This is a genomic window from Streptomyces sp. NPDC058470 (assembly GCF_042721055.1).
Lineage (GTDB): Bacteria > Actinomycetota > Actinomycetes > Streptomycetales > Streptomycetaceae > Streptomyces.
Window position 1 is genome coordinate 204,089 of the sequence record NZ_JBHXMF010000004.1, and the last position, 18,761, is coordinate 222,849.

The 18,761-nt window shown below is 66.1% G+C and carries 31 protein-coding genes; 4 read left to right on the forward strand and 27 right to left on the reverse strand.

The features are described 5' to 3' along the window. Positions 1-158: 158 nt before the first annotated feature. The 18 genes from ACFWP7_RS04765 to ACFWP7_RS04850 form a co-directional block, all read right to left on the reverse strand. Positions 159-620, reverse strand: coding sequence for a hypothetical protein (locus ACFWP7_RS04765; RefSeq protein WP_384375949.1), 462 nt, complete (start codon positions 618-620; stop codon positions 159-161). Between the two features lie 94 nt (positions 621-714). Next, the gene (locus tag ACFWP7_RS04770) at positions 715-1,617 is read right to left on the reverse strand and encodes a hypothetical protein (protein ID WP_384375952.1); all 903 of its coding nucleotides are present in this window, start codon (positions 1,615-1,617) and stop codon (positions 715-717) included. Between the two features lie 95 nt (positions 1,618-1,712). After that, complete coding sequence (locus ACFWP7_RS04775) at positions 1,713-2,654, reverse strand: hypothetical protein (RefSeq protein ID WP_384375955.1); 942 nt, start codon at positions 2,652-2,654, stop codon at positions 1,713-1,715. Positions 2,655-2,702: 48 nt separating this feature from the next. After that, complete coding sequence (locus ACFWP7_RS04780; protein ID WP_384375958.1) at positions 2,703-3,443, reverse strand: hypothetical protein; 741 nt, start codon at positions 3,441-3,443, stop codon at positions 2,703-2,705. 96 nt (positions 3,444-3,539) lie between these two features. Continuing rightward, on the reverse strand, positions 3,540-4,199 hold the full coding sequence (locus tag ACFWP7_RS04785) for a hypothetical protein (RefSeq protein WP_384375961.1): 660 nt from the start codon (positions 4,197-4,199) through the stop codon (positions 3,540-3,542). Then, on the reverse strand, positions 4,160-4,624 hold the full coding sequence (locus ACFWP7_RS04790) for a hypothetical protein (RefSeq protein ID WP_384375964.1): 465 nt from the start codon (positions 4,622-4,624) through the stop codon (positions 4,160-4,162). The genes ACFWP7_RS04785 and ACFWP7_RS04790 overlap by 40 nt, the downstream gene beginning before the upstream one ends. A 23-nt stretch (positions 4,625-4,647) precedes the next feature. Continuing rightward, complete coding sequence (locus tag ACFWP7_RS04795; RefSeq protein WP_384375966.1) at positions 4,648-5,028, reverse strand: hypothetical protein; 381 nt, start codon at positions 5,026-5,028, stop codon at positions 4,648-4,650. Between the two features lie 98 nt (positions 5,029-5,126). Next, positions 5,127-5,459 (reverse strand): hypothetical protein, encoded by a 333-nt coding sequence (locus ACFWP7_RS04800; protein ID WP_384375969.1) that lies wholly within the window; start codon positions 5,457-5,459, stop codon positions 5,127-5,129. 95 nt (positions 5,460-5,554) lie between these two features. Beyond that, positions 5,555-6,127: a phage tail protein gene (locus ACFWP7_RS04805; RefSeq protein ID WP_384375972.1), complete on the reverse strand. Its 573-nt coding sequence runs from the start codon at positions 6,125-6,127 to the stop codon at positions 5,555-5,557. A gap of 99 nt (positions 6,128-6,226) precedes the next feature. Continuing rightward, positions 6,227-6,652: a hypothetical protein gene (locus ACFWP7_RS04810; RefSeq protein WP_384375975.1), complete on the reverse strand. Its 426-nt coding sequence runs from the start codon at positions 6,650-6,652 to the stop codon at positions 6,227-6,229. Between the two features lie 9 nt (positions 6,653-6,661). Next, positions 6,662-6,937, reverse strand: coding sequence for a hypothetical protein (locus ACFWP7_RS04815; protein WP_384375977.1), 276 nt, complete (start codon positions 6,935-6,937; stop codon positions 6,662-6,664). Positions 6,938-6,939: 2 nt separating this feature from the next. After that, positions 6,940-7,230 (reverse strand): HK97 gp10 family phage protein, encoded by a 291-nt coding sequence (locus ACFWP7_RS04820; RefSeq protein ID WP_384375980.1) that lies wholly within the window; start codon positions 7,228-7,230, stop codon positions 6,940-6,942. Further along, entirely contained in the window at positions 7,230-7,571 is a 342-nt protein-coding gene (locus tag ACFWP7_RS04825) for a hypothetical protein (protein ID WP_384375982.1), read from the reverse strand. The genes ACFWP7_RS04820 and ACFWP7_RS04825 overlap by 1 nt, the downstream gene beginning before the upstream one ends. Positions 7,572-7,574: 3 nt before the next feature. After that, on the reverse strand, positions 7,575-7,964 hold the full coding sequence (locus ACFWP7_RS04830) for a hypothetical protein (protein WP_384375985.1): 390 nt from the start codon (positions 7,962-7,964) through the stop codon (positions 7,575-7,577). A gap of 11 nt (positions 7,965-7,975) precedes the next feature. Beyond that, complete coding sequence (locus ACFWP7_RS04835; RefSeq protein ID WP_384375988.1) at positions 7,976-8,311, reverse strand: hypothetical protein; 336 nt, start codon at positions 8,309-8,311, stop codon at positions 7,976-7,978. After that, positions 8,311-8,634 (reverse strand): hypothetical protein, encoded by a 324-nt coding sequence (locus ACFWP7_RS04840; RefSeq protein WP_384375991.1) that lies wholly within the window; start codon positions 8,632-8,634, stop codon positions 8,311-8,313. Before ACFWP7_RS04840 ends, ACFWP7_RS04835 begins: the two co-directional genes overlap by 1 nt. A gap of 2 nt (positions 8,635-8,636) precedes the next feature. After that, positions 8,637-9,836, reverse strand: a complete 1,200-nt coding sequence (locus tag ACFWP7_RS04845; protein ID WP_384375994.1) for a DUF5309 family protein — start codon at positions 9,834-9,836, stop codon at positions 8,637-8,639. 14 nt (positions 9,837-9,850) lie between these two features. Then, a complete protein-coding gene (locus ACFWP7_RS04850) occupies positions 9,851-10,585 on the reverse strand; it encodes a hypothetical protein (protein ID WP_384375997.1) in 735 nt (244 codons plus the stop codon). Between the two features lie 109 nt (positions 10,586-10,694). Here ACFWP7_RS04850 and ACFWP7_RS04855 point away from each other — a divergent pair, with 109 nt between their 5' ends. Then, on the forward strand, positions 10,695-10,913 hold the full coding sequence (locus ACFWP7_RS04855) for a hypothetical protein (RefSeq protein ID WP_384376000.1): 219 nt from the start codon (positions 10,695-10,697) through the stop codon (positions 10,911-10,913). Here ACFWP7_RS04855 and ACFWP7_RS04860 read toward each other — a convergent pair. From ACFWP7_RS04860 to ACFWP7_RS04870, 3 genes are read right to left on the reverse strand one after another with little or no spacing between them, the layout of a single operon-like run. Beyond that, on the reverse strand, positions 10,910-12,502 hold the full coding sequence (locus tag ACFWP7_RS04860) for a phage portal protein (protein WP_384376003.1): 1,593 nt from the start codon (positions 12,500-12,502) through the stop codon (positions 10,910-10,912). The two genes, ACFWP7_RS04855 and ACFWP7_RS04860, sit on opposite strands and share 4 nt — an antisense overlap. After that, the gene (locus ACFWP7_RS04865) at positions 12,502-13,785 is read right to left on the reverse strand and encodes a PBSX family phage terminase large subunit (protein ID WP_384376006.1); all 1,284 of its coding nucleotides are present in this window, start codon (positions 13,783-13,785) and stop codon (positions 12,502-12,504) included. The genes ACFWP7_RS04860 and ACFWP7_RS04865 overlap by 1 nt, the downstream gene beginning before the upstream one ends. Then, positions 13,763-14,281 carry a hypothetical protein gene (locus ACFWP7_RS04870; protein WP_384376009.1) on the reverse strand — a complete coding sequence of 173 codons (519 nt, stop codon included), beginning with the start codon at positions 14,279-14,281 and terminating at the stop codon, positions 13,763-13,765. Before ACFWP7_RS04870 ends, ACFWP7_RS04865 begins: the two co-directional genes overlap by 23 nt. A 117-nt stretch (positions 14,282-14,398) precedes the next feature. Between ACFWP7_RS04870 and ACFWP7_RS04875 the strand changes: the two genes are divergently transcribed. The 3 genes from ACFWP7_RS04875 (at position 14,399) to ACFWP7_RS04885 (ending at position 16,052) form a co-directional block, all read left to right on the forward strand. Beyond that, the gene (locus ACFWP7_RS04875; protein WP_384376012.1) at positions 14,399-15,103 is read left to right on the forward strand and encodes a hypothetical protein; all 705 of its coding nucleotides are present in this window, start codon (positions 14,399-14,401) and stop codon (positions 15,101-15,103) included. A gap of 223 nt (positions 15,104-15,326) precedes the next feature. Next, the gene (locus tag ACFWP7_RS04880; protein WP_384376014.1) at positions 15,327-15,452 is read left to right on the forward strand and encodes a hypothetical protein; all 126 of its coding nucleotides are present in this window, start codon (positions 15,327-15,329) and stop codon (positions 15,450-15,452) included. A 174-nt stretch (positions 15,453-15,626) separates the two neighbouring features. Beyond that, entirely contained in the window at positions 15,627-16,052 is a 426-nt protein-coding gene (locus ACFWP7_RS04885) for a hypothetical protein (RefSeq protein ID WP_384376017.1), read from the forward strand. An 11-nt stretch (positions 16,053-16,063) separates the two neighbouring features. On the opposite strand, the gene ACFWP7_RS04890 is transcribed toward ACFWP7_RS04885, so the two are convergent. From ACFWP7_RS04890 to ACFWP7_RS04915, 6 genes are all read right to left on the reverse strand, one after another. Further along, entirely contained in the window at positions 16,064-16,273 is a 210-nt protein-coding gene (locus tag ACFWP7_RS04890; RefSeq protein ID WP_384376020.1) for a helix-turn-helix domain-containing protein, read from the reverse strand. A gap of 102 nt (positions 16,274-16,375) precedes the next feature. Then, entirely contained in the window at positions 16,376-16,906 is a 531-nt protein-coding gene (locus tag ACFWP7_RS04895; protein ID WP_384376023.1) for a hypothetical protein, read from the reverse strand. A gap of 45 nt (positions 16,907-16,951) precedes the next feature. Beyond that, a complete protein-coding gene (locus ACFWP7_RS04900; protein WP_384376025.1) occupies positions 16,952-17,626 on the reverse strand; it encodes a hypothetical protein in 675 nt (224 codons plus the stop codon). Positions 17,627-17,758: 132 nt separating this feature from the next. Continuing rightward, complete coding sequence (locus tag ACFWP7_RS04905) at positions 17,759-18,286, reverse strand: hypothetical protein (protein WP_384376028.1); 528 nt, start codon at positions 18,284-18,286, stop codon at positions 17,759-17,761. A gap of 65 nt (positions 18,287-18,351) precedes the next feature. Further along, on the reverse strand, positions 18,352-18,573 hold the full coding sequence (locus tag ACFWP7_RS04910; protein WP_384376031.1) for a hypothetical protein: 222 nt from the start codon (positions 18,571-18,573) through the stop codon (positions 18,352-18,354). After that, positions 18,570-18,710 (reverse strand): hypothetical protein, encoded by a 141-nt coding sequence (locus tag ACFWP7_RS04915; protein ID WP_384376033.1) that lies wholly within the window; start codon positions 18,708-18,710, stop codon positions 18,570-18,572. Before ACFWP7_RS04915 ends, ACFWP7_RS04910 begins: the two co-directional genes overlap by 4 nt. Between the last annotated feature and the right edge of the window lie 51 nt (positions 18,711-18,761).

Here is an 18,761-nt window from a genome sequence, read left to right on the forward strand (position 1 = left end):
GTACCTCCGGTGCCGTTACGCGTTACCCGGAGGGCGGTCGGAGAGGTGGGCTCAGGAGGCCGCGGTGGGCCTATGACTGGGGACGAGGCCATCCATGAAGCCCTCGTACGTCGCTCGGTTGTGGGCTTGGAGTTGTTCCCTCACCCGGCGGCTCTCGGTCAGTCGGGCCTGGGCCTCGTGCATCCGGGCCTGGGCCTGCTGGAGGGACTCCTCGGCGGCCCTCTTCGCGGTCTCCGCCTCGGGAGACGCCTGCGGCTGTCGGGTGAAGAGCCGCATCGCCAGGCGCTCCTGGGGAGTTCGGGCCGGTGCCCGAGGTCTTCGAGCAGGCGGATCAGCGTCTTCGCCTGCTCGGTGGCCACGTCCCCGCGCTCCTCGGCCTTCGCGAGCTGCTGCCGAGTGAGATCGTGGGCGTCGCGCTCCCTCTCGAACGCCAAGCGCCAACTGTCCCTGTCCGCCGTGAGGTTGGACATCACGTACTTCGGGACGATGTACCCGACCATCAGCATGACGACGACCACGCCGACGATGGCGTACTGAGCGAACTGGCCGATGAGCTTGCCGATGTCGGGGCCCGAGTCCTCGGCTGCGGTCACGGATCTGAGCAGCTCGGGGAGCAACAAGGGGACCTCCTCGCGGAGTTGGCGCAGGGAGGCCCGGCGCGGTACGGGGGCATGCGAAAGGCCCCGACCGGAGCCGGGGCCTTCGAGTTGTGGATCAGCCTGTCTGGGTTTTGATCATCTTGATGTTCTCCGGGGCGAGCGTGGGACCGTGCGAGACGGACATCGTGGCCACCATGGACGGGGCGCTGGCTTTTCGCAGGGCGGCCATCTCTTCCGGCCCGACGACCGCGAAGGTGCACATGGAGCAGGCGAAGCCGTCCGCGCTGTAGTGCGTGTTCGTGGCCGTCTGCTCAGTCGGCTCGAAGGTCAGGATGCCCCGACCACCACAGGCGGGGCAGTCGCCACCCGAGGTCTTGAAGATGGGAACGCCGCCCGCCCTGATCTCCACTGCCTCGATCCAGTCCGAGAGGGCGGGGTTCGGCGTCGCCATGGCCCGCTCCTTGGCCCCCGGCGGGAGGCCCTTGAATCGGTCCTCGAAGACGTGCCGGGCCTGCCTGATCCGAATCTCTACGAGCCGTTCGATCTCGGTTCGCTGCTCGTTGACCGCCATGTTGATGGCGCTCGTCCAGCGGTCCCAGAAGTCGTGCTCCGAGATGCCGAGGTGCTCCAAGATGGCCGAGACGGCCTTGGCGAGGGTCGGAATGTGCGTCTTCGCCTCATCGCCACCAGCGGTATGGACTGTGCCGTTGCGGAGTTCGATCAGCAACTTCAGGTCGCTGTCGACCTTGCCGACGCCGAAACTTTGCAGGCGAGCCAGGGCTTCTGAGGCACTGATCGTGTAGATCTTGACCTTGTCCGGCGAACCGATGTGCAGCTTGCCGCTCGCGACGTAGAGCGGGTTCATCTTCACCAGGGCCGCCTTGGCGAGGCGCTCGATCGCGACTCCGGCGTGGAGGGCGAACTCGTCGTACTCGCCGTGCGCATGATCGTCCATGGCCTTGGACGCGGCCCTCTTGGCGCCTTCGAAGAGGCTCTCGAATGAGAGCGATTCGTTCATAGATGGACGGTAACGGCCCCTGTACTACAGGGCGATGGGATTAAATTAAACGGACTGGCCCCGACTCGGGGGAGCCGGGGCTTTCGGGGTGTGGATCAGCGGGTGGCGAACAAGTACCCGCGATCATCACCATCTTGGAACGCGTACCACGAGGCTTCTTCTTCGTGGGTGAGGAGCCTCTCGCCGTTCTGGTCAACAAGCAGCACACGGCCATCAATGCTTGCTGACGCAAGTTCCTCTGGGGTCTTCAGGTCGAGTTCGCATACGCGACAGAAGAATCTCAGGGGAAGAGCCTCTCCGGGCCTCCCTCGTCTGATCATGACCGGAGGACCGGTAATCAGTCCTGCGAAGTTGTGGCAGGCGGGACACTCGCGCGGCAGAACCAGGCACCGGTGCTCGGGCCAAGCCGCAGCCGTACGCTGCGAGCGCGCTTCCACGAACGCCTCCAGGGCGGCCTGAGGAAGGCCCTTGGTGCGTTCCGCAAGTCGGTAGCGTGCCTGCTCCACGAGCCTGCCGAAGTGACGGGCGGCCTTCTCCACGGCTTCGCTCAACGTCAGTTCCACCAGGCGGTAGTGGGGCCCCCAGTACCGCTCTGCGCCGACGTTGTCCCAAGATTCCAGCAACGTCGTGGTGGTTTTGGCAAAGACGGTCAGGCCGTCAAACGAGCCGTCATGTGAGGCAAGCAGGTGGGCGACGCCGTTCCGTAGCTCGATCAGCTCGTCCAGGTCAGGGTCTTTAGCCTGCGGGAGGATGCCGAGCCGCTTGAGCCGGACGATGGCCTGTGCCGCTCCGATGGTCCGGATCTTCGTGGCCTCTTCCAGACCGGCGATTTGGAAGAGAGCGTCATCGTTCCCTCTCATCTCCATCAACAGGAAGGGACTCTTCCGTGCCAGTACTGCCTTGGCGAGTCGCTCAATGCTGACGCCCGCGTGCAAGAGGAAGACCTCCTCGTCGTCGTTCGCGTGAGCGTCCAACGCAGAGTGCGCAAACTTCCTCGCACCCGATATGAGACCCGAGAAGGTGCTACCGATGTCCATGAAGTGACGGTAGCGGCGCCTGTAGTACAGGTGCGACTGGATTCCGATTTAAAGGGGCACGATGGGCATGTTGAGTACCTCGGGATGCGCCAGATCCATCATGGACTCGTACGGGATCGCGGCGCGGAGTGGCCACTCAATGGTGTCGTGTGGTGGCCACACAGGGCGTAGGACGGAGGAGGCACTGAATGGGGCGAGTATGTGGCCCTCGGCTAGTTTCGGTGCGCGTAGGACCTGCACCACCATGCAACCGATCTTGAGCGTGCTGATCCACGCTATGTCGTCGGCCCCTGAGATGCCGTAGCCCTGACACAGGGTGTCCACGAGAGGGACCGAGTCGTCAGGTGGGTAGTTCATGAAGCCCATCCGTCCGAGCATCGAACTGGTGGGCTCACGGACGTCGTGGAACCTTGTGAGATCGCTGACCGGGATCACACGCACTGCTGCGGGATGCGTGTACTGGAGCATGAGCATGGTCTTCACGGACCAAGAGGCCAGCGCCCGTTGAGCTTCCGTATTGAGGGTGCACGCGTTCCCTCGGATGAGGTCGGGCAGGAATTGCCTGACGTTCTCTTCCAGTTGATTCATCCAGCCGCTGTTGCATTCCGAACAGACAATCTTGACCTGGGCGTCCAGCGGGGTGGAATCGTGCTGTCGGACAGTGCCGTTGCTCAGCCGGATGTACCGGTGACGCCGGACGGTCGGATCGAGTGCCACCTTGAGCCACCTAGGGAGCACGTGCTCCTTCGTCAGAGGAGTGCCCCCGCAGAAGACGCAGACCTTTGCCATGCCCAGACGATAGACGGCATCGGCTGTCGCGTGATTCAAATTTCCCACCCCAGGGGGTGAACCACGCCCAGGAACTCCCCGAGGTCGGGGGCTTGTTCAGCTCCCGGCCGGCTCAGCGGCCGGAGGCTCCGAGCAGCAGGGCACCTCCGGCGCCAACTCGCTCACGCGGGCTTGGAGCCCCGAAGGCGGCACGACAGAGGCTCCAGCGGCCACGGTGGCCCACGCGAGGGGGATCTCCCAGGTGCCGTTGAGGGTCTGCGTCAGGGTCGGGAAGCTGGTGCCGCCCGTCCTGTACTGCACGGTGGTCGCGTCCGCCGACGGGTCGCGGCGCAGGACGATCAGGTCGTTGCGGGCTGATCCGCCACCGGAGTTGGTGGGGACGCTGACGTTCAGGGCCGCGCTGTTTGCGTAGTACGTCCCCTGGATCCACGCCTCACCGGCCGCGACCGAGACGGTCGAGGCGTTCGAGGCGTTCGAGGCGGTGACCTTCAGGTCGGTGCCGGTCTCGCTGGTGGCGAAGATACCGTCCACCTGGGCCATTCGCAGGTAGCTGGACCACTGGTCCTCGGTGCTGATCGACGAGGAGCCGTGGCTGGGCCTGGGCCACCTGCTCGGCGGCCTGCCTCTGAGCGTCACCCACGCCCCGCTGAGCGTCTGCCAGTTGCCGCTGGGCCTGCTCGACCTGCCGGGTGCCGGAAGCGGCTCCAGAGGCCGCTTCAGGGAGTCGGTGGCGCCGTCCAGGATCTTCTTGAGCATCCCGGTCTTGGCGAGGTGGCGAGGAAGTCGTCCCGGACCTGGCACGAGACCTGCGGGATCACCGGCAGGTCGGCCATGACGGCCCGGTAAGCCGAGCGGTCGATGACGGGGCGGACGGTGACGTCCAGGGTCCCCTGGATCCTGCGCAGTTCGGAGTCCAGGCCAGCTCGCAGGGCCTGCCCGTAACGCCTGCCGATCTCGCGGCCCTTGGAGACGGCGGACGTCTCGGCAGCGTCCAGCGAGCGGCGGAGCGCGCTGTCGATCCCCGAGAAGTCGAGCGCCCCGGTGAGGGACTGGGACAGCGTCCGGCCCAGGCTTCGTCCCAGCCGCTCGACCGAGGGGGTCAGCGCCGAGTCCGCTCGGGAGGCGAAGTCCGAGACGTCGGGGACGATGGAGGCAACGACGGAACCGACGTTGGTGGGCATCGCGCCCCCTGTTCAGTTGTGTGTCACACGGCTTGCTTGGCCGCCTGCCGCTTCTGCTCGACGGCCTCGTGCCACCGGCGCTCGACTTCGGGGTCCAGAGCAGGGGGCTTCACCGAGGCCAGGAACTTGGCGGCCCGTCGTGCGCGGTCCTCTTCCTCGGCGATCTGCTCGGGGGTGCGCAGGTCGGGGAGAGGCCAGGGGAACGTCTTCGGGGCGTCACTCGACTTGACCCCGTTGACCAGGCACAAGGCCCGGATCTGCTCTTGCATCAGGGTGAGCGCGCTGGCCTGCATGTAGTGCAGCTCGGTCCAACGGCGCCCAGTGTGATCCCCGGTCATGGCTGAGTAGGTGATCGAGTCGGGCGGCAGGGCGCGGAAGAACTCCCACAGCTCCAGCCACGTCATCGAGCCGTTGCCGTACTCGTTGCGGTGGAACTCGTTCAGGGAGCGGCCCGGGAAGTACCGGGCGATGTCGGCCCGCAGCTCGGAGTGGTGCTCCTCGATCAGTTCGAGGAGCTGGTCGATTCCCCCGGCCCCACGCCCGCATCCTCGTTCAGGGCCTCCATGATGTCCTGGAAGTCCCCCAGGGTCAGGCCCAGCTCCATGAGCTTGTCCACCTGCTCCTGACTGGAGATCAGCGCGAGCACCTGAGTGGCGTCGGCGTTGTCCTTCAGGGCGCGGATCTTCTTGACGACCGTCATCGGCCACCAGGCGGAGAGCGGGAAGACGAACTTCTCGTCGTCCAGCTCGACTTCGATCTCCTTGGTGCCCTGGGCCCCCAGACGCTGGGCGCGGAGGGTCTCCAGGTGAAGGCGCTTGCGGTTCGGCTTGCTCATGGTCGTGCTCCAAGTTCTCGCGGATCTTCGCGGGTCACAGCACTGGCCGGAGAGCAGACCCGCGAAGGACTCTCCGGTCAGTGGTCAGGGGTGGGTCAGGACGGCAGGGGGACCTGACCGAACTGACGGCTGATCGGGCTGCCGCCGTTCGGCGCCGTCAGGGACGAGAAGGTCAGCTCGAACGCCTGGTTCGTGTCGGCCTTGTACGTGCGGTCGCCCTTCGTGGTGACCTCGGCACGGGCGACGATGATCCGGTTCGGCTTGTCGTCGTCGATGACGTCCATGCCGAGCGCGTAGTACAGCGGCTCGGGGGTCTGCGGCTCCTCGAACGCGAGGAACTGGGTGGAGCCGGAGCCCGAGGAGGTCATGTCGGCAAGGTCGATGCCGTAGTACAGCGCCAGCGTCCAGGCGTTGGTCTGCATGAAGGTGATCTTGAAGGTGGCGGCACGGTCGGTGACCTGGGTCCGCACAGCGCCGCTGTACCCCCATGCCTTGAGTTCCGTGCGGTTCTCGTTGAGGGACTCGGTGAGACCGTCCTCGGTCACATAACCGAGGTCGATCCACCCGACGCCCCACGAGGAGTACGGGTCGGTCGGTGCGGTGGTGCCGACGGGAGCCACGTAGAACGTGCCCTTGACGCCCATCTCCACCTGAGTGTCGTCAGCCATTGATCCTCCTGTTGGAGTTGACGCCTGGACGAAGACGGGCATGACGAACCCCTCCGAACGGCTGGAATGGAGCCTGGAGAGGCCCAGGCGGATCGCGGGTCAGGCAGGTCGAACGCGCAGCCCGGCCGTGTAGCCGATGCGCGTGACGTTGGAGTTGGGCTCCTCGGGCCGGACGGCCGGCCCGGTCTCCTCCCAGGCGAGCAGCACGTAGCCGCCGTTCCGGGAGGTGCCCTGCATCTGCTCGACGGCGGCCCTGACTCGGGCCACGGCGTCGGTCGCCTCCACACGGGAGGGCGCGTACACGTCGAGCGAGATGCGCGCGTCGTCGTGCAGTCGGCGGCCTTCGAGGGTTCCGGTGACGCGTACGCCACCGATCCGGGAGACCTGGACGAAGGGGAGCGAGGCCGTGAAGGCGTCGCCCACGGGCCGCACCGTGGCGGCCTCGTACGTCAGGACGTCCAGGATCTGGTTGATGACCATCTCCTCGACGTCCGGGAAGACCAGGGCGGTCAGGGGAGTGGTCACCGTGGCCTCCTACTCGGCCGGAGTCTCCGGGGCCTCGTCCGTCTCGTACACGGCCCCCAGGAGGAGCGCGTCGAGCTTCGTGGACGCTTTGCTGAGCAGCCGGGCCGCGTTGTCGGGGACGGGCTCGGCGACCTCGGGGAGACGACCGAACCGGAGTACCGGCTCAGCGCCCTCCAGGTGACCGACACCAGCCCTCACGAGGTCCTTGACGGCCTCGTCCGGCACGTCCACGACGTCACCGGGCTGGTGGCCCTGATAGGCGAAGGCGAGCTTGAGCGTGGCCATGATCAGCCCCTTGCTGCATCGAGTGCGTTGGCGATGGTGTGGTGGGCGGGATGGCCTGCATCTCGCGTGCCGAGTTCGATCACCGCCGCGTAATCGACGTCCGAGACGATCAGGACCTCGCCGTCGGGGCCGTCCTCGGCATGGATGGAGTCGCGGTAACGGCCCGTCTTCACAGGCGCGTTGCCCTGTGCGACGTTCACCACCCGAGCGGCCCGCTCATGCAGGTCGGTCTGGACGAAGTCCTCGTGGACCAGTGAGGCGATGGCAGCGTGGTCGGGCTGGAAGGCGCCCATCAGCCGGTCATCTGCTTGAGCACGACCCGCTTGTACGCGAGGACGGCCAACGGCCCGTGTCCGGACTGGACTTCGGGCTTGCCGTCGACCTCGTACGTGACGCCGTCGACCTCGGCCCGGTCGTACTCCGTGACGGCCGCCGAGGGGGGCAAAAAGCACGTGAGGTACGTGATGACCTGATCGTTCTGCTGGACCGTCTCCGAGGAACTGAGCGGCTCCGTAAGGCCGTTGTACGCGGTCCTGGTGGCAGTGGACCAGTCGACGATCCGGTTGTTCTGCCGGTCCCTCGTGGCCTCTGGCTTGGTCAGCACGGTGATCGTGTGCGTGGGGAGGAGCAGCACGGCTCACCCCCAGGTGTACGGGTACACCGGCCAGAGGCCCTCGACCTGGAGCAGTTCGAGCATGTCCGGGGAGACCCGGGGAGTGCCGCTGCCGACGACCGAGATGGCCCGGACGATCTGCTGGTTGCCCAGAGACATCTGGGAGACGTTGGCCATGGCCCCCGTCTCGTCCCCGAGAGCGGCGATGTACTGGGCCTGGATGCAGACGGCCTCCCGGAAGATCTCAACGAGATCGGGATCCGTGGGGAGGCCGTTCTCGTCCGTCTCGTACACGGCGCCGATCAGGACGCTGTCGAGCCGCTTGGACGCCCGGTTCAGGAGCCGGGCCGCGTTGTCGGGGACAGGGTCCGGATCGAGGTAGTCCGTGAACTCCTCGACGGTGGCATAGGCCATGACGCCTCCTGTCAGAGAGTCAGGCAGGCGACCGTCACCGTGGTCACGGAGCTGAGGTCGACGAACACGGTGTCGGTGCCGTCGAGCTGCTCGTAGTTGTCGCTGAACGGCCCGAAGAACTTGTCCGCCCCCGCGCCCACCGTGGCGGTGGGGTTGGTGACGGCCTGGCCCTCGATCGTCTTGGCGATCTTCAGCGTGACGGTGATCGAGGCGCCCGAACCGTTCTTGACGTGGAGCACCTGCTTGCCGCTGGAACGGAGCGAGACGCCCGCCGCATCGGGGGTGACGTACGTCGGTGCCAGACCCAGCGTGGCGAACTTCTGGGCGGTGAGCGTAGTCCTGGCCATCAGGCGATCTCCTCGGTGCTGTCAGCGCCGTGGTAGCGCTCGATGAGGGCCTCCCTGTTGGCCGACTCGGCGGCTTCCAGGGTCTCGCCCTGATGGACGGCCCAGGCCACCCAATCGGCCTTCGAGGACGCCTTGTTGGGCTTCTTCGGAGGCTCCTGGGGGCTGGCCGGCTCAGCGGCCTCGGGCTCGGTGTCGTCGATGCGGTGCCAGCCGCCAACGCCCTGCTCGACCAGTGTTTCCAGGCGCTTCTCCTCGGGGCCGCCCGGTTCGGGCTGGACCCGCTCGGCCACGTGAGAGCCTGCTCCGCGCTGGTAGATCGCCATGGTCAGATCACCAGACCCGTCATGACAGCGTGGGCGCGCTCCAGGCCGTACTTGAGGCCGATCTCGCCGTAGAGCTGACGCTCGTCGGAGGCGCCGGTCTTGGCGAGCGGCTCGTCGAAGAACACGCCCTTGCCGGGGATGTTCAGGAAGACCGGCGTCAACTGTTCCAGCGACAGGGCCGCGATGGTGTCCTGCGGCATGTGCCGGTCCATCATCACGTTGAGGGTGCCGAAGTCCGTCACGACGGTGGTGACGTTCACGCCGCCGACGTTGCGGCTGGTCTCCTGGTACTGGCCGTACTGCGAGGCCAGCGCCTTGGTAATCGCGCGCTTCTGGATGCTGCCGCACAGCAGGGTGCCGGTGAACTGCTCGCTGATGCCGCCGTTGTCGTAGGCGAGCTGGAGCAGGTCGTTGACGTGATCGCCGGACAGGGTCGTCGCCCACGGCTTGGTGAAGGCGATGCCGGTCGCGGTGCCCAGGGTGAGGGCGGTGCCACCGTTGGTGGTGGCCACCTTGAAGGTGTTCGCGTCGATCGCGTCGACGTAGTACACGCGGCCCGCGACGATGCTCGTCGCAGCACCGACTGCCGTGAACACGATCTTGTTGCCGTCGACCAGGCCGTGACCGGTCGAGGTGATGGTGTCCGTCGCCGAGGTCGCTCCGGTCACCGAAGTGCCCTTCGCGATCCGGTTCGTGGTGATCGCCTGGAGCAGGCCACGGGTCTGCCGCGCGGTCGCGTTGGAGGGCGGGTTGACGTACGTCCCGTTGATGAACGAGAAGTTCACGTCGAGCGCGATCGACTTAAGGGCCTGAGTGGTCTGCCAGTCCAGCTCGTTGGTGACCGCGTTGGATCCGTTCACGCCGTTGAAGGGCGCGGCCTGAGGCGTCGCCATCTGCCCGACGGCGGCCTGCTTGGTGTACGAGACGCTGACCTTCTCCTGATGGATCTGGCACACGTTCCGCACGTTCCCGCGCGCCCGCTCCTCGGCGGTCGGCGCGGTCGCGCCCTCCACCTTGGTGCGCTGCGCCGGGTCGCGCAGGTCGTACGTGGACCACTCGAACTCGGTCGACGTGGTCTGGCCACCGCCGGTGAGGCCGCCGATGGCAGACAGCAGCGGGGTGTCGTCGGGCGTGATCGCGAAGAGTTCGCCCGCGTAGTTGGGCAGGTTGAAGGTAGTGCCCAGTCCGGTGATGCCGGCCATGGTGCCTCCTTAGATCATGTGGTCTGTGCGGACTTGAGCCGCTTGAGTCGGACGACTTCGGCGAAGTTCCGGGCCTTGGTGGCGTCCTCGATCTGCTTGTCGAGAGAGGCCGCCTGATCGCCGGAGCCGCCTCCGCCGCCCATGTCCCCGCCGGAGCGCCCAGCGCCCTTCGGGGCGAGCTTGGAGAGCTTCTTCACGGCGGCCGTGATGGCGTCGGTGTCGACCTTGCCGTCCTTGTCGACGAACCGTGCGGTGTCGATCAGTTCGGCTGCCTCGCCCAGGTCGACGCCAGCGCGCGTTGCGGCGGCCTCGAAGCGTGCGGAGGCGAGTTCCTTGCTGTGCTCGATGGCGGCGGCCGTGCGGCCCCGCTGCTCGGCTTCGGAGACGGCCTTCTCCTGCTCGCTCATCTGGGAGGCCTTGAGACGGGCGAGTTCGTCGGCGGCGTCGCTGTTGTCCTTGGCGCGCTTCTCCCACTTGCGGGACTCGCTCTTCCAGTCGGGCTCGGTGCCCGATCCGGTACCGCCCTGACCTTCAGCGCCGTTCTGCTGACCGGAGTTGCCTCCAGACGCACCACCGTCACCGGTGCCGCCCTGACCGCCCTCACCGGCGTTGTTCTCGCCGGATCCGGAGCCGCCTTCGCCCTCGCCACTGCCACCGGCGATGGCGTAGATCGGCGAGCCGTCGCGGCGCCTATCGAGGACCGTTCCCGCTGCATGGGTCGCGAGCGGGTGCTTGAAAGGGACCTGCATGTTGATCTCCCGTGCGGGATTGTCCGGCCGTTGCCGTGCGGCGGATGCCGGAAGGTAGTTATGGCCCGATTGGCGGGCGATGTGCGAAGCACAGGCATAAGGTCGATTCATGACTGATGAAATCGACGCGAAGGAACTGTTGGAACGCATTCGCCGCGCTCGCGACTGGGCCACTCAGGAGGCCGAGTACGCGATGAACTACAAGAGCACGGGCGATGACTCCAACCTGAATGAGCTCGCTGCCAGCATCCGGGGCTCTGCACTTCGAGCTGTTCAGGAAACCCTTGACAAGATCCTGGAGCCCGAGCAGACGGCTGACGATGTCTAGCGTGCGGCGCCGGTCTGCTCGCGCAGGTTTCCGGCATGCGGTGCGCCCTCTTCGGACGCGGTGAGGGCCGGATCGGGAGTGGCGCCGCGACTGGTCTCCTTGAGGATCGCGTCGACCTCCTGACGCACCCGGATGTCGTCCCACTCGGGGTTCAGCATCCGTACGAGCGTCTCCCGGGAAGTCGCCTCTGCCCTGTTCAGGAGTTCAGCAGTGGTCGCCAGTTCTGTCGGGCTCTCGCTGATGCCGTCCTGGAGGTCCACTTGGGGCTGCTCCAGGTCCAGGCCGGAGACGCGGAACCTGAACCCGGCCAGTACAGCCAGATATGCACCGCTGATGTCCGCGATGCCCGGGATCCAGTACAAGCCCTTCCGGCCTGCGGTGCCCAGGGAACGCCGGTTGCGGGCCTTCACCTCGGTCGCGGTGACAGGTTGCCCGTCTGATTCGCCGAATGAGCCTGCGGAGTAGCCGGCCTGTCGTACGGCCTGCTCGATCAGGGCCTGACAGGTGTCGTGGTGCTCGGCGACACGGATCTCGAACTGGACGACCTCGAACGGGGTGGGATCGCCTGCCCGCTGAAGCATGTTCAACCCGGTGTAGATGCGGCGTTCCTCGTTCCCGGCAGCGCCCTGACCGGGGCCGAAGGACTCCAGAAGCGACTGGGGCACGACGATCCGGCCCTTGCCGTTCTGGACGTCACGCATCCACGAGCTGTACGTCTCGTCGAGGGCGTCCATGAGGCCCTCGATGCCCTGGAAGTCGGACTGTCCCCAGTAGGCGGCCGTAGGGATGTGCCTCCAGGCGCGCGCGGGACGCACGTTGGGCACGTACGCGGCGGTGAGGTGGTCGGGGGCGCCCGTGTCGAGGCCGCCCTCGGCGTCGACCTCAGCGGCGAGCGGGGCCGTCTCGGGGTGGTCTGCGAGCGGCCGTACGGCGCCCAGGCTCGTCGCGGAGCCCTCATAGAGGCCGTGGTAGATGCGACCCTTCTCGTGGCGCTCCAGGTGTCGGAACACCCGGTTGTCGCTGCGGCCTTCGGTCTCCAGCACGGTCCAGAAGGTGACGGCGACGAGGCGGCCGTAGCGGAACTCGGGGACTGCGCGATCGGCCGCAACGGTGTCGATCCAGGGGTGGTCGGACACGCCGTCGTCCCAGACGACCCGCAGATACGCGCCACCGAGCGCAGCACAGATCTCCCCGGCCTCCAGGAGCGTGGCCTGAAGGCCGTCCTCCATGAGGTCGTCAAGGGCCTTCTGGGTGGCCTCACTTGCGTCGTCAGCGGCGAGGAGCTTGGGGGGCTCGGCGAAGAGCAGCTCCGAGGACGTCCGAGCGATGTCCCCAGCAAGGGGCACGTGGAGCTTGTCGCGCTTCTCCCCTTCGGGGGTGGGGTTGCCCCAGAACCAGCGGGCGACTTTCCCGACGACCCCGCCACGGTACTGAGACGGACGGTCGACGGCCTCGCGGTATCCGCGTCCGGCGTAGCGGGCTTCGAGGCGGTCCGGGTCGCTGGAATACCAGGCGTCCCAGTCGGCCAGCGCCGTCTGGACGTACGGGTCGACGGGCGGCCAGGCGATGTCGTTCAGCGGTAGTGGCATCAGGCCACCTCCTTGATCTGGGAACGCCACAAGGACTCGGTGGTCTGAAGCGCGTACCGCAGGGCATCCACGCCGTGGTCGTTGAGTTTGAGGGGCTTGTCCTCGCCCAGGAGGGCGGCCTTGGGGTCCCAGACGTAGCCCTCGATCTCCTTGATCAGCTCGGTGCACGAGCGGTGGATCAGGAGCCGCCCAGTGGCCACCAGAGAGCTGACCGTGCGGATGCCGTCGAGGACGCTGTTGTCGGCCGAGTACGGCGTGAGCCGGTCACGGTGGAGCTGTTGTATGAAGCTCGCGGCGCTCGGGTCCACCACCACGTAATCGGGGTGCACCCCGGTCGTCGCCGCTCCGGGAGGACGCAGGGTGGAGAGCCACCCTCGTATCTGCTCGGAGTACTCCGCGTCCGTGAGCTGGTGCATTGAGGCCCGGCCGTCGTACCGCCACTCGCTCGTGACGTACAGCCGGCCGTCTGTCCCCAGGCCCACGAGGATCGCGTGCAGAGGGTTCGCCGTGCCGTAGTCGACACCCAGGATCCACCCCGCGATCGTCGGGACGATGTCCACGACGTGCCGGGAGTCGTCGAACATGCTGTAGACCGCGCCCTCGGCCACGCACCACTCGCCGAGGATGAAGCGCTTGTAGAACAGCCCGGAGTACATCTGCTTGGTGCGCTCGATGTACTCGGCGCCCAGGTGGATGTTGTCGTCCAGAGCGAACGAGAAGACCTTCATCGATGCCCGGCGGACCGTGTTGTCGATGAACTCGGCCTTCAGCCAGTGAGCCGGACTGTCGGGGTTGGTCGACGCGTAGATCCTCGCTCCAGGGGCGCGCATGCGCGTCAGGAGCATGTCCCAGAACGGCTCCAGGAGAAGAGTGGCCTCGTCCACATACGCCCCGGCGCACGTCATGCCCCGGATCTTGTTCTCGGACTTGACGTCGTTCGCGCCGATCACGTGGACGAGGCGTCCGAAGATCCGGCACGTCGGGGCGCCAGGCGTGTAGTCGATCTGGGCGGCCAACTCCCCGAAGATCTCCGGGTTCATCATCGGCTGGAGGACGTTGCGGTATACGGCGTCCCGGGTCTTGCCGATCATCACCAGCTCGCCCGCCGTGGACGCCCGGGGGACGAACATCAACCAGGCCAACGCAGAGGCGATGGTCTTCCCGGAGGAGACCGCGCCCTCCCAGAGGTTGATCCAGCGGTTGGCTGCCGCGATGCTCCGGATCTGCTTCGGGCTGAAGTGCTCCAGGAGGAACCGGGTGCTACGAGCCGTACTCGTCGGCATCGTCGCCCCCAAGTTCCCGGGCAGCAGCCGCCATGGCGTCACTGAGACTCTGGAGGAGGCCCGCGGCCTGTTCCCGTCCGGCGTCTCCGCCGTCGTCCTTGGCCTTCTGGTCGAACCGGGCCAGGGCCGAAGTCGCGGCGGTCGTGAGGTCCTTGGTCTCCTTGGCCGGAGGCTGGGCCATCAACTCGTGGACGGGCACGCCGAGGTGGTCGAAGGCCGTCATGACGTACTCGCTCCGGGTCCGTTCGATCGCCCGCTCGGCGAGGTCGAGAAGCTGTCCCTGGATCCGCTGACGGCGATCTTTCAGGTCGAGCTGACGGGCCTCCGTCGCGACCCTGACGGCCTCGCGGTCGAAGGACAGTCCGAGGCGTTGAGCGTGGTTCGTGATGGTCCCGACGGACCACTCCATCTGACGGGCGATCTCGTTGCGGCTGACGCCGTCAGCGTGGAGCTGACGGAGCGTCTCCTCGTCTTCTGCGGAGAAGGTGCGGGCCACGGCCGGCTCACCCCCTCACGTGCGTGCTGTGACTGGTGACCGGTCAGGCTCTGACGGGTCAAGGCGGCCTTGTGGGAAACAGGGGTAATTCGGCTGAGACTCTGACACCGTGGTGCGATGGGCTTTGGACTGGGCGGCGAAGCCGCAGCAGTGTTGGTCGGCGCGATTGCGTCGATGCTGTCGGCGTTCTTCTCGCGCTGGCGTGAGCGAGGACTGAAGGACGAAACGCAGGAAGAGGCGGAACGTCTAGAGTCGGCGATTTTCGATCGTCTGTCTGATGATCAACCTGTCGCCGAGGGGACGGCTCCTCAGGATCCTTCTCAGCAGAGATTCGCCAAGCTGTTGGTGCAGTACTACGCACATGGCCTTGTGCAGGCACGCCGCAGTTTTAGTGTGAGCCTGACGTACTCGGCCCTGGGCGGCCTCGTGTTGCTCACGGGCGTCGGCCTTGCGATCTTCAGAGCGGAGACCACTGGGGACCTGTACGCCTCAGTCACCGCGAGTGTGGCTGGTCTGCTGACAAGCTGCATCAGCATCCTTTTCCACCGCCGTGCCGACGCGGCGCTCAAGCATCTAGAGAAGCAAGGGGAGAAACTCCAGCAAGATATGAAGTCCGAGCGCGACGCGGGTCAAGCTGTCCGGTTGCTTGGCGAAGTCGACGACCCTGCCCTCAAGGCCCATCTCCAGGCGGCGTTGATCCTCAAGTTCTCCGCCGCGAAGCTCCCCGAGCTGAACGGCGTCCTGAAGTCGACCGAGGCCCTTCCGGAGCCCAGCGTCAATGGAGCGGTTCCGCATCAGCAGCCAGAGACGCAGGCGCTCTGACGGCCGTCAAGAGGCGTTGCTCCAAGGATTGTCGATATTGGCCTTCGGGTATGGCCTCGGCGTAGGGCTTTCAGGAGGGGATGACGGAAGCCCAGTTCACTGCCCAGAGGAGCGACGGAGGCAAGTACTCGCCGGGCGTGACCAAGAAGTCCAGGCATGTGCAGACGTGCCGGGATCTTGGCACGCTCTGTTGCCCGAGGTCCCGGAGAAGGGATCTTCAGCAGTGGACACACTCAACGCGGCCCTGAGTGCCGCCGCAGCCCTTTTCGTCCTTGGGGGCGAGGCATTCCGTTTCCTCCGCGAGCATCGCAATCAGCGGAAGCCCGAGCAGGTCGAGGACGAGAACTGACTGAGCCGGCCGTCTGGCGCTCCAGGGAGGGGCGTCAGACGGTTACGAGTCGGTCGTATGCGTGGGACGAGACGTGAGCTGACGGTCTTCAGGAACCGTTGCCCGTATGGCGGCGTCGCTGATTCCACAGTCGGCTTAGGTGCGGGGGTAGTCGTGATAACCGTGGTGACGTTGGTGACCGCCATCGGCGGGTTAGTTGGGTTGATCGTCTCGTTGCTGTACTTGGCCAAACAGACCAAAGCCGCCGTTGACCAGGTGCACACCAGCAACACGATGGCGGGCAACAACGCGCTGGAAGTGGCGATGTCCAACCTTCGAGACATCTACTTCAAGATGCTGGAGTACCCCGGCATGCGTGCTTACTTCTATGAGGCCAAGCCGACGCCCGACCATGATCCGGAGCGCGAGCGCGTCTTGATTCTCGCTGAACTCCTCGCGGATGCGCTGGAGTGCGGCCTTATGTCCACTCGCCGCATTCCGGAGTCGGAGTCCTATGAGGACTGGCGAGACTTCTGTCAGTTCATGCTGGCCCACAGTCCCTCGATGCGCCTGATCACGTCGGAGCACCCGATGTGGTGGCCAGGGCTTGTCGCTCTCTGACGCGCTTGGGATCACGCAGCGACTGTCAGCACGCGTCCGGCCTTGGCCCGGGTGGCCAACTCGGCCTGGGCGACGTCCAGATGACGGAAGAGCTTCCGGCCCCGGTGGTCGAGCCCGGTGACCTTCAGGTGGCCCCTGCGGATCCAGGAGTAGACGGTCTGGATGTCCACGCCCACGAAGAGCGCGGCCTCCTTGACCGTCAGCCAGGTCTCTTCCTCCATGACGGCCTCCCTGAAACACGAAAAGGCCCCGTCCTCCTGGGGAGTCGGGGCCTGCACGCGGAGGCAACGGTCCTGCTGATCGCGATTATGCGGTCTAGTGTTTCAAAACACAAGCACCTTGCTGACGGGTGTCATGACGGGGGCCAGGCGCCAGGGAACTGGGTCCATACGCCGTCCGGGAAACGCTGCCTGCGGATCACCGTCCCCAACCGTCCGGAAGTGAAAGCAGATGTCCCGGTACCGCGCCGTGGGCCAGTTCGCATCCTCCTGAGCCACACCCTCGGGGTCCCGGAGGATCTCGGCGTGGCCCCACTGCACCAGCCGCCGTACCCGCTCATCGGGGAACCTCAGGGCCTCGGAGTCCAGGTCCCGGAGCAGCATCTTGAGATCGCTGTGCCACTGACGGTCCTCTGGACTCTCTCTGTGCGGCACGCCACCGGCGAAGTGGTCCTCGATCCTGTACGCGATCTGGATGACTCCGTTGGCCGCCGCCTCGGAGAGTCCCAACAGGTGTGTGCGCTCCACCTCGCGGGCGGTCTTCCTCTGCTGCCAGATCACGGCCGCCGTGGAGACTCCCGCACCTACAACGGCACCGGCGAGGCCCATGAGGCCCGCCAACGTCTCCGCCTGCATTTCATCGCCTCGCCAAGGTCTTGCTCGTACATTGGCTGACGGGCGTCATGATGCGACTTCAGGTTCGTCGGGCGAGGGCTGCACAGGATGAGGGATGCCGAGGTACTCCCGAATCTTCCGGGCTTCCCCCTTATCTACTTCGTCTAGTTCGCCGCGCTCTGCTTCGGCGTTGAGCGAGTCCAGCTCCTTTTGTGCTCGCTCGCGGTTGTAGTCGTCGATGGCCGCCGTGAGCACCGCGTCCATGTCGCGCGTCTCCGGAGCCTCTGACCCCCGGACGAACAGCCCCAGGTGCTTGATGGCCTCGGTCAGCAGGAGCCTGGTAGCAACCTTGTATTCAGCCCAACCGAACAGGCCGTTGAAGTTCGTGATCATGTCGAGTGCCGCCCGAGCTGACTTTCGCGTCTCCTCATACTCGTCCGGCAGCAGCATGATCGCGCCCTTTGCCGTGACGAACTGCGTCCGGAGTTCCAGATTCCACGCTGCTCGGGTCTCCGCCGTGCCCCTTCCCTGGAAAGTCTGGGCCTCCAGGTGCGTCCTGAGCAGGGTGATCGTGTCAAACGCGCGTAGCGCATACCCCTGGGCTTGAACCCGAGCTGCGGCTTTGTTGCTGCTCCGCGACTGCCACCAGGCGCCGAGGATGCTGAAGGCTCCACCGGCTACGGCTCCGAGCAATGCGGAACCGAACTCCATCGACCAGAGCTTGTCCAAGAAATCATGCATGGCGGTCATCATGCCGACGGGACCAACCCTGTGGGGGATGATCCCGTCAAGTCCTCGGCGGCCGGCTCGCTCCGGTGCGGGCAGTCCTTCATCTGGTAAGGCTTCGGGAGGCAGCCACATTGCTGACGGCCGTCATGGCTGGGGTGTGCGATTCCGGAGATGAACCTCCACCATCTCCTGTTGATCAAGGAAGAAACGGAACGGACTCGGGAGCGGGTCCTCGCGCAGGAAGGCGGAGAGCACCTCAATGGCCTCCTTGCACAGGGCGTCAATCCAGAGGTTGGACTCCTGGTGCGTCTGGCCGAGTTGCTCGTAGTACGCGATGAGCCTCACGATCTCGAAGACCTGATCTCGCATCTCGTCGCCGTCGGGCACGACGTACAGGGCGGCGTCGATGGTCACGGTCAAGTCGATGAACACGTCAGTCCAGGCATCTTCGCTCTCTCTGTCCTCCGTCCGGGACGCAGCGGACTGACGGAAGCGTATGAGAATCTCAAGCGCTGCCTGGCCTGTCGTGTACCGGCGCTCGTCACGGCGCTCGGCCCTTGCCGTCTTGGCCTGGTGCCGCTGCTGGAGCCATCCGCCCAGTAGGGCGCCACCGGCACCGATCACGGCACCGCCTAGACCACTGATCAGCCCCACCAACGTCTCCGTCTGCACGGCGATCATCCTGCCGGGCAGCGGGCGTTGACGGGGCTGATCCCGTCAAGTCCTTGGCGGCCGGCTCACTCCTGACCGTTGAAGTCCTCCACGAAGTCGTCCGAGTACTTCAGGAGGTGGCGGTACGCCGTCTCGGGGTCGTCGTACATCCGGGACAGCTCATGGAGCCGGGCGCCGTAGTGGGCCATGAAGCCCACGTACGAGTTGAAGTCCAGGAGTTGGGCCTCCGTCAGCTCCCGCTCGATCGCGGCCTCGGCGAGGGCGTACCGGTCGTCTTCCTCGCTCACCGCTTCCCGCCCTTCTCCGGCGGGTAGTAGCCGCCGCGCTTGGAGTCGTACACCGTCTCGTGCCGGGGGTCCGGCCGTCTCAGGGCGGGCTGCTGGCCCCTCGGGGGAGCCGGGATGCCCCGGGTGCTCTCTGCCATGATCTGTGGTCCTGTCTTCGTCAAGGGGATGGGTAACCGGGGCGGCCGGGA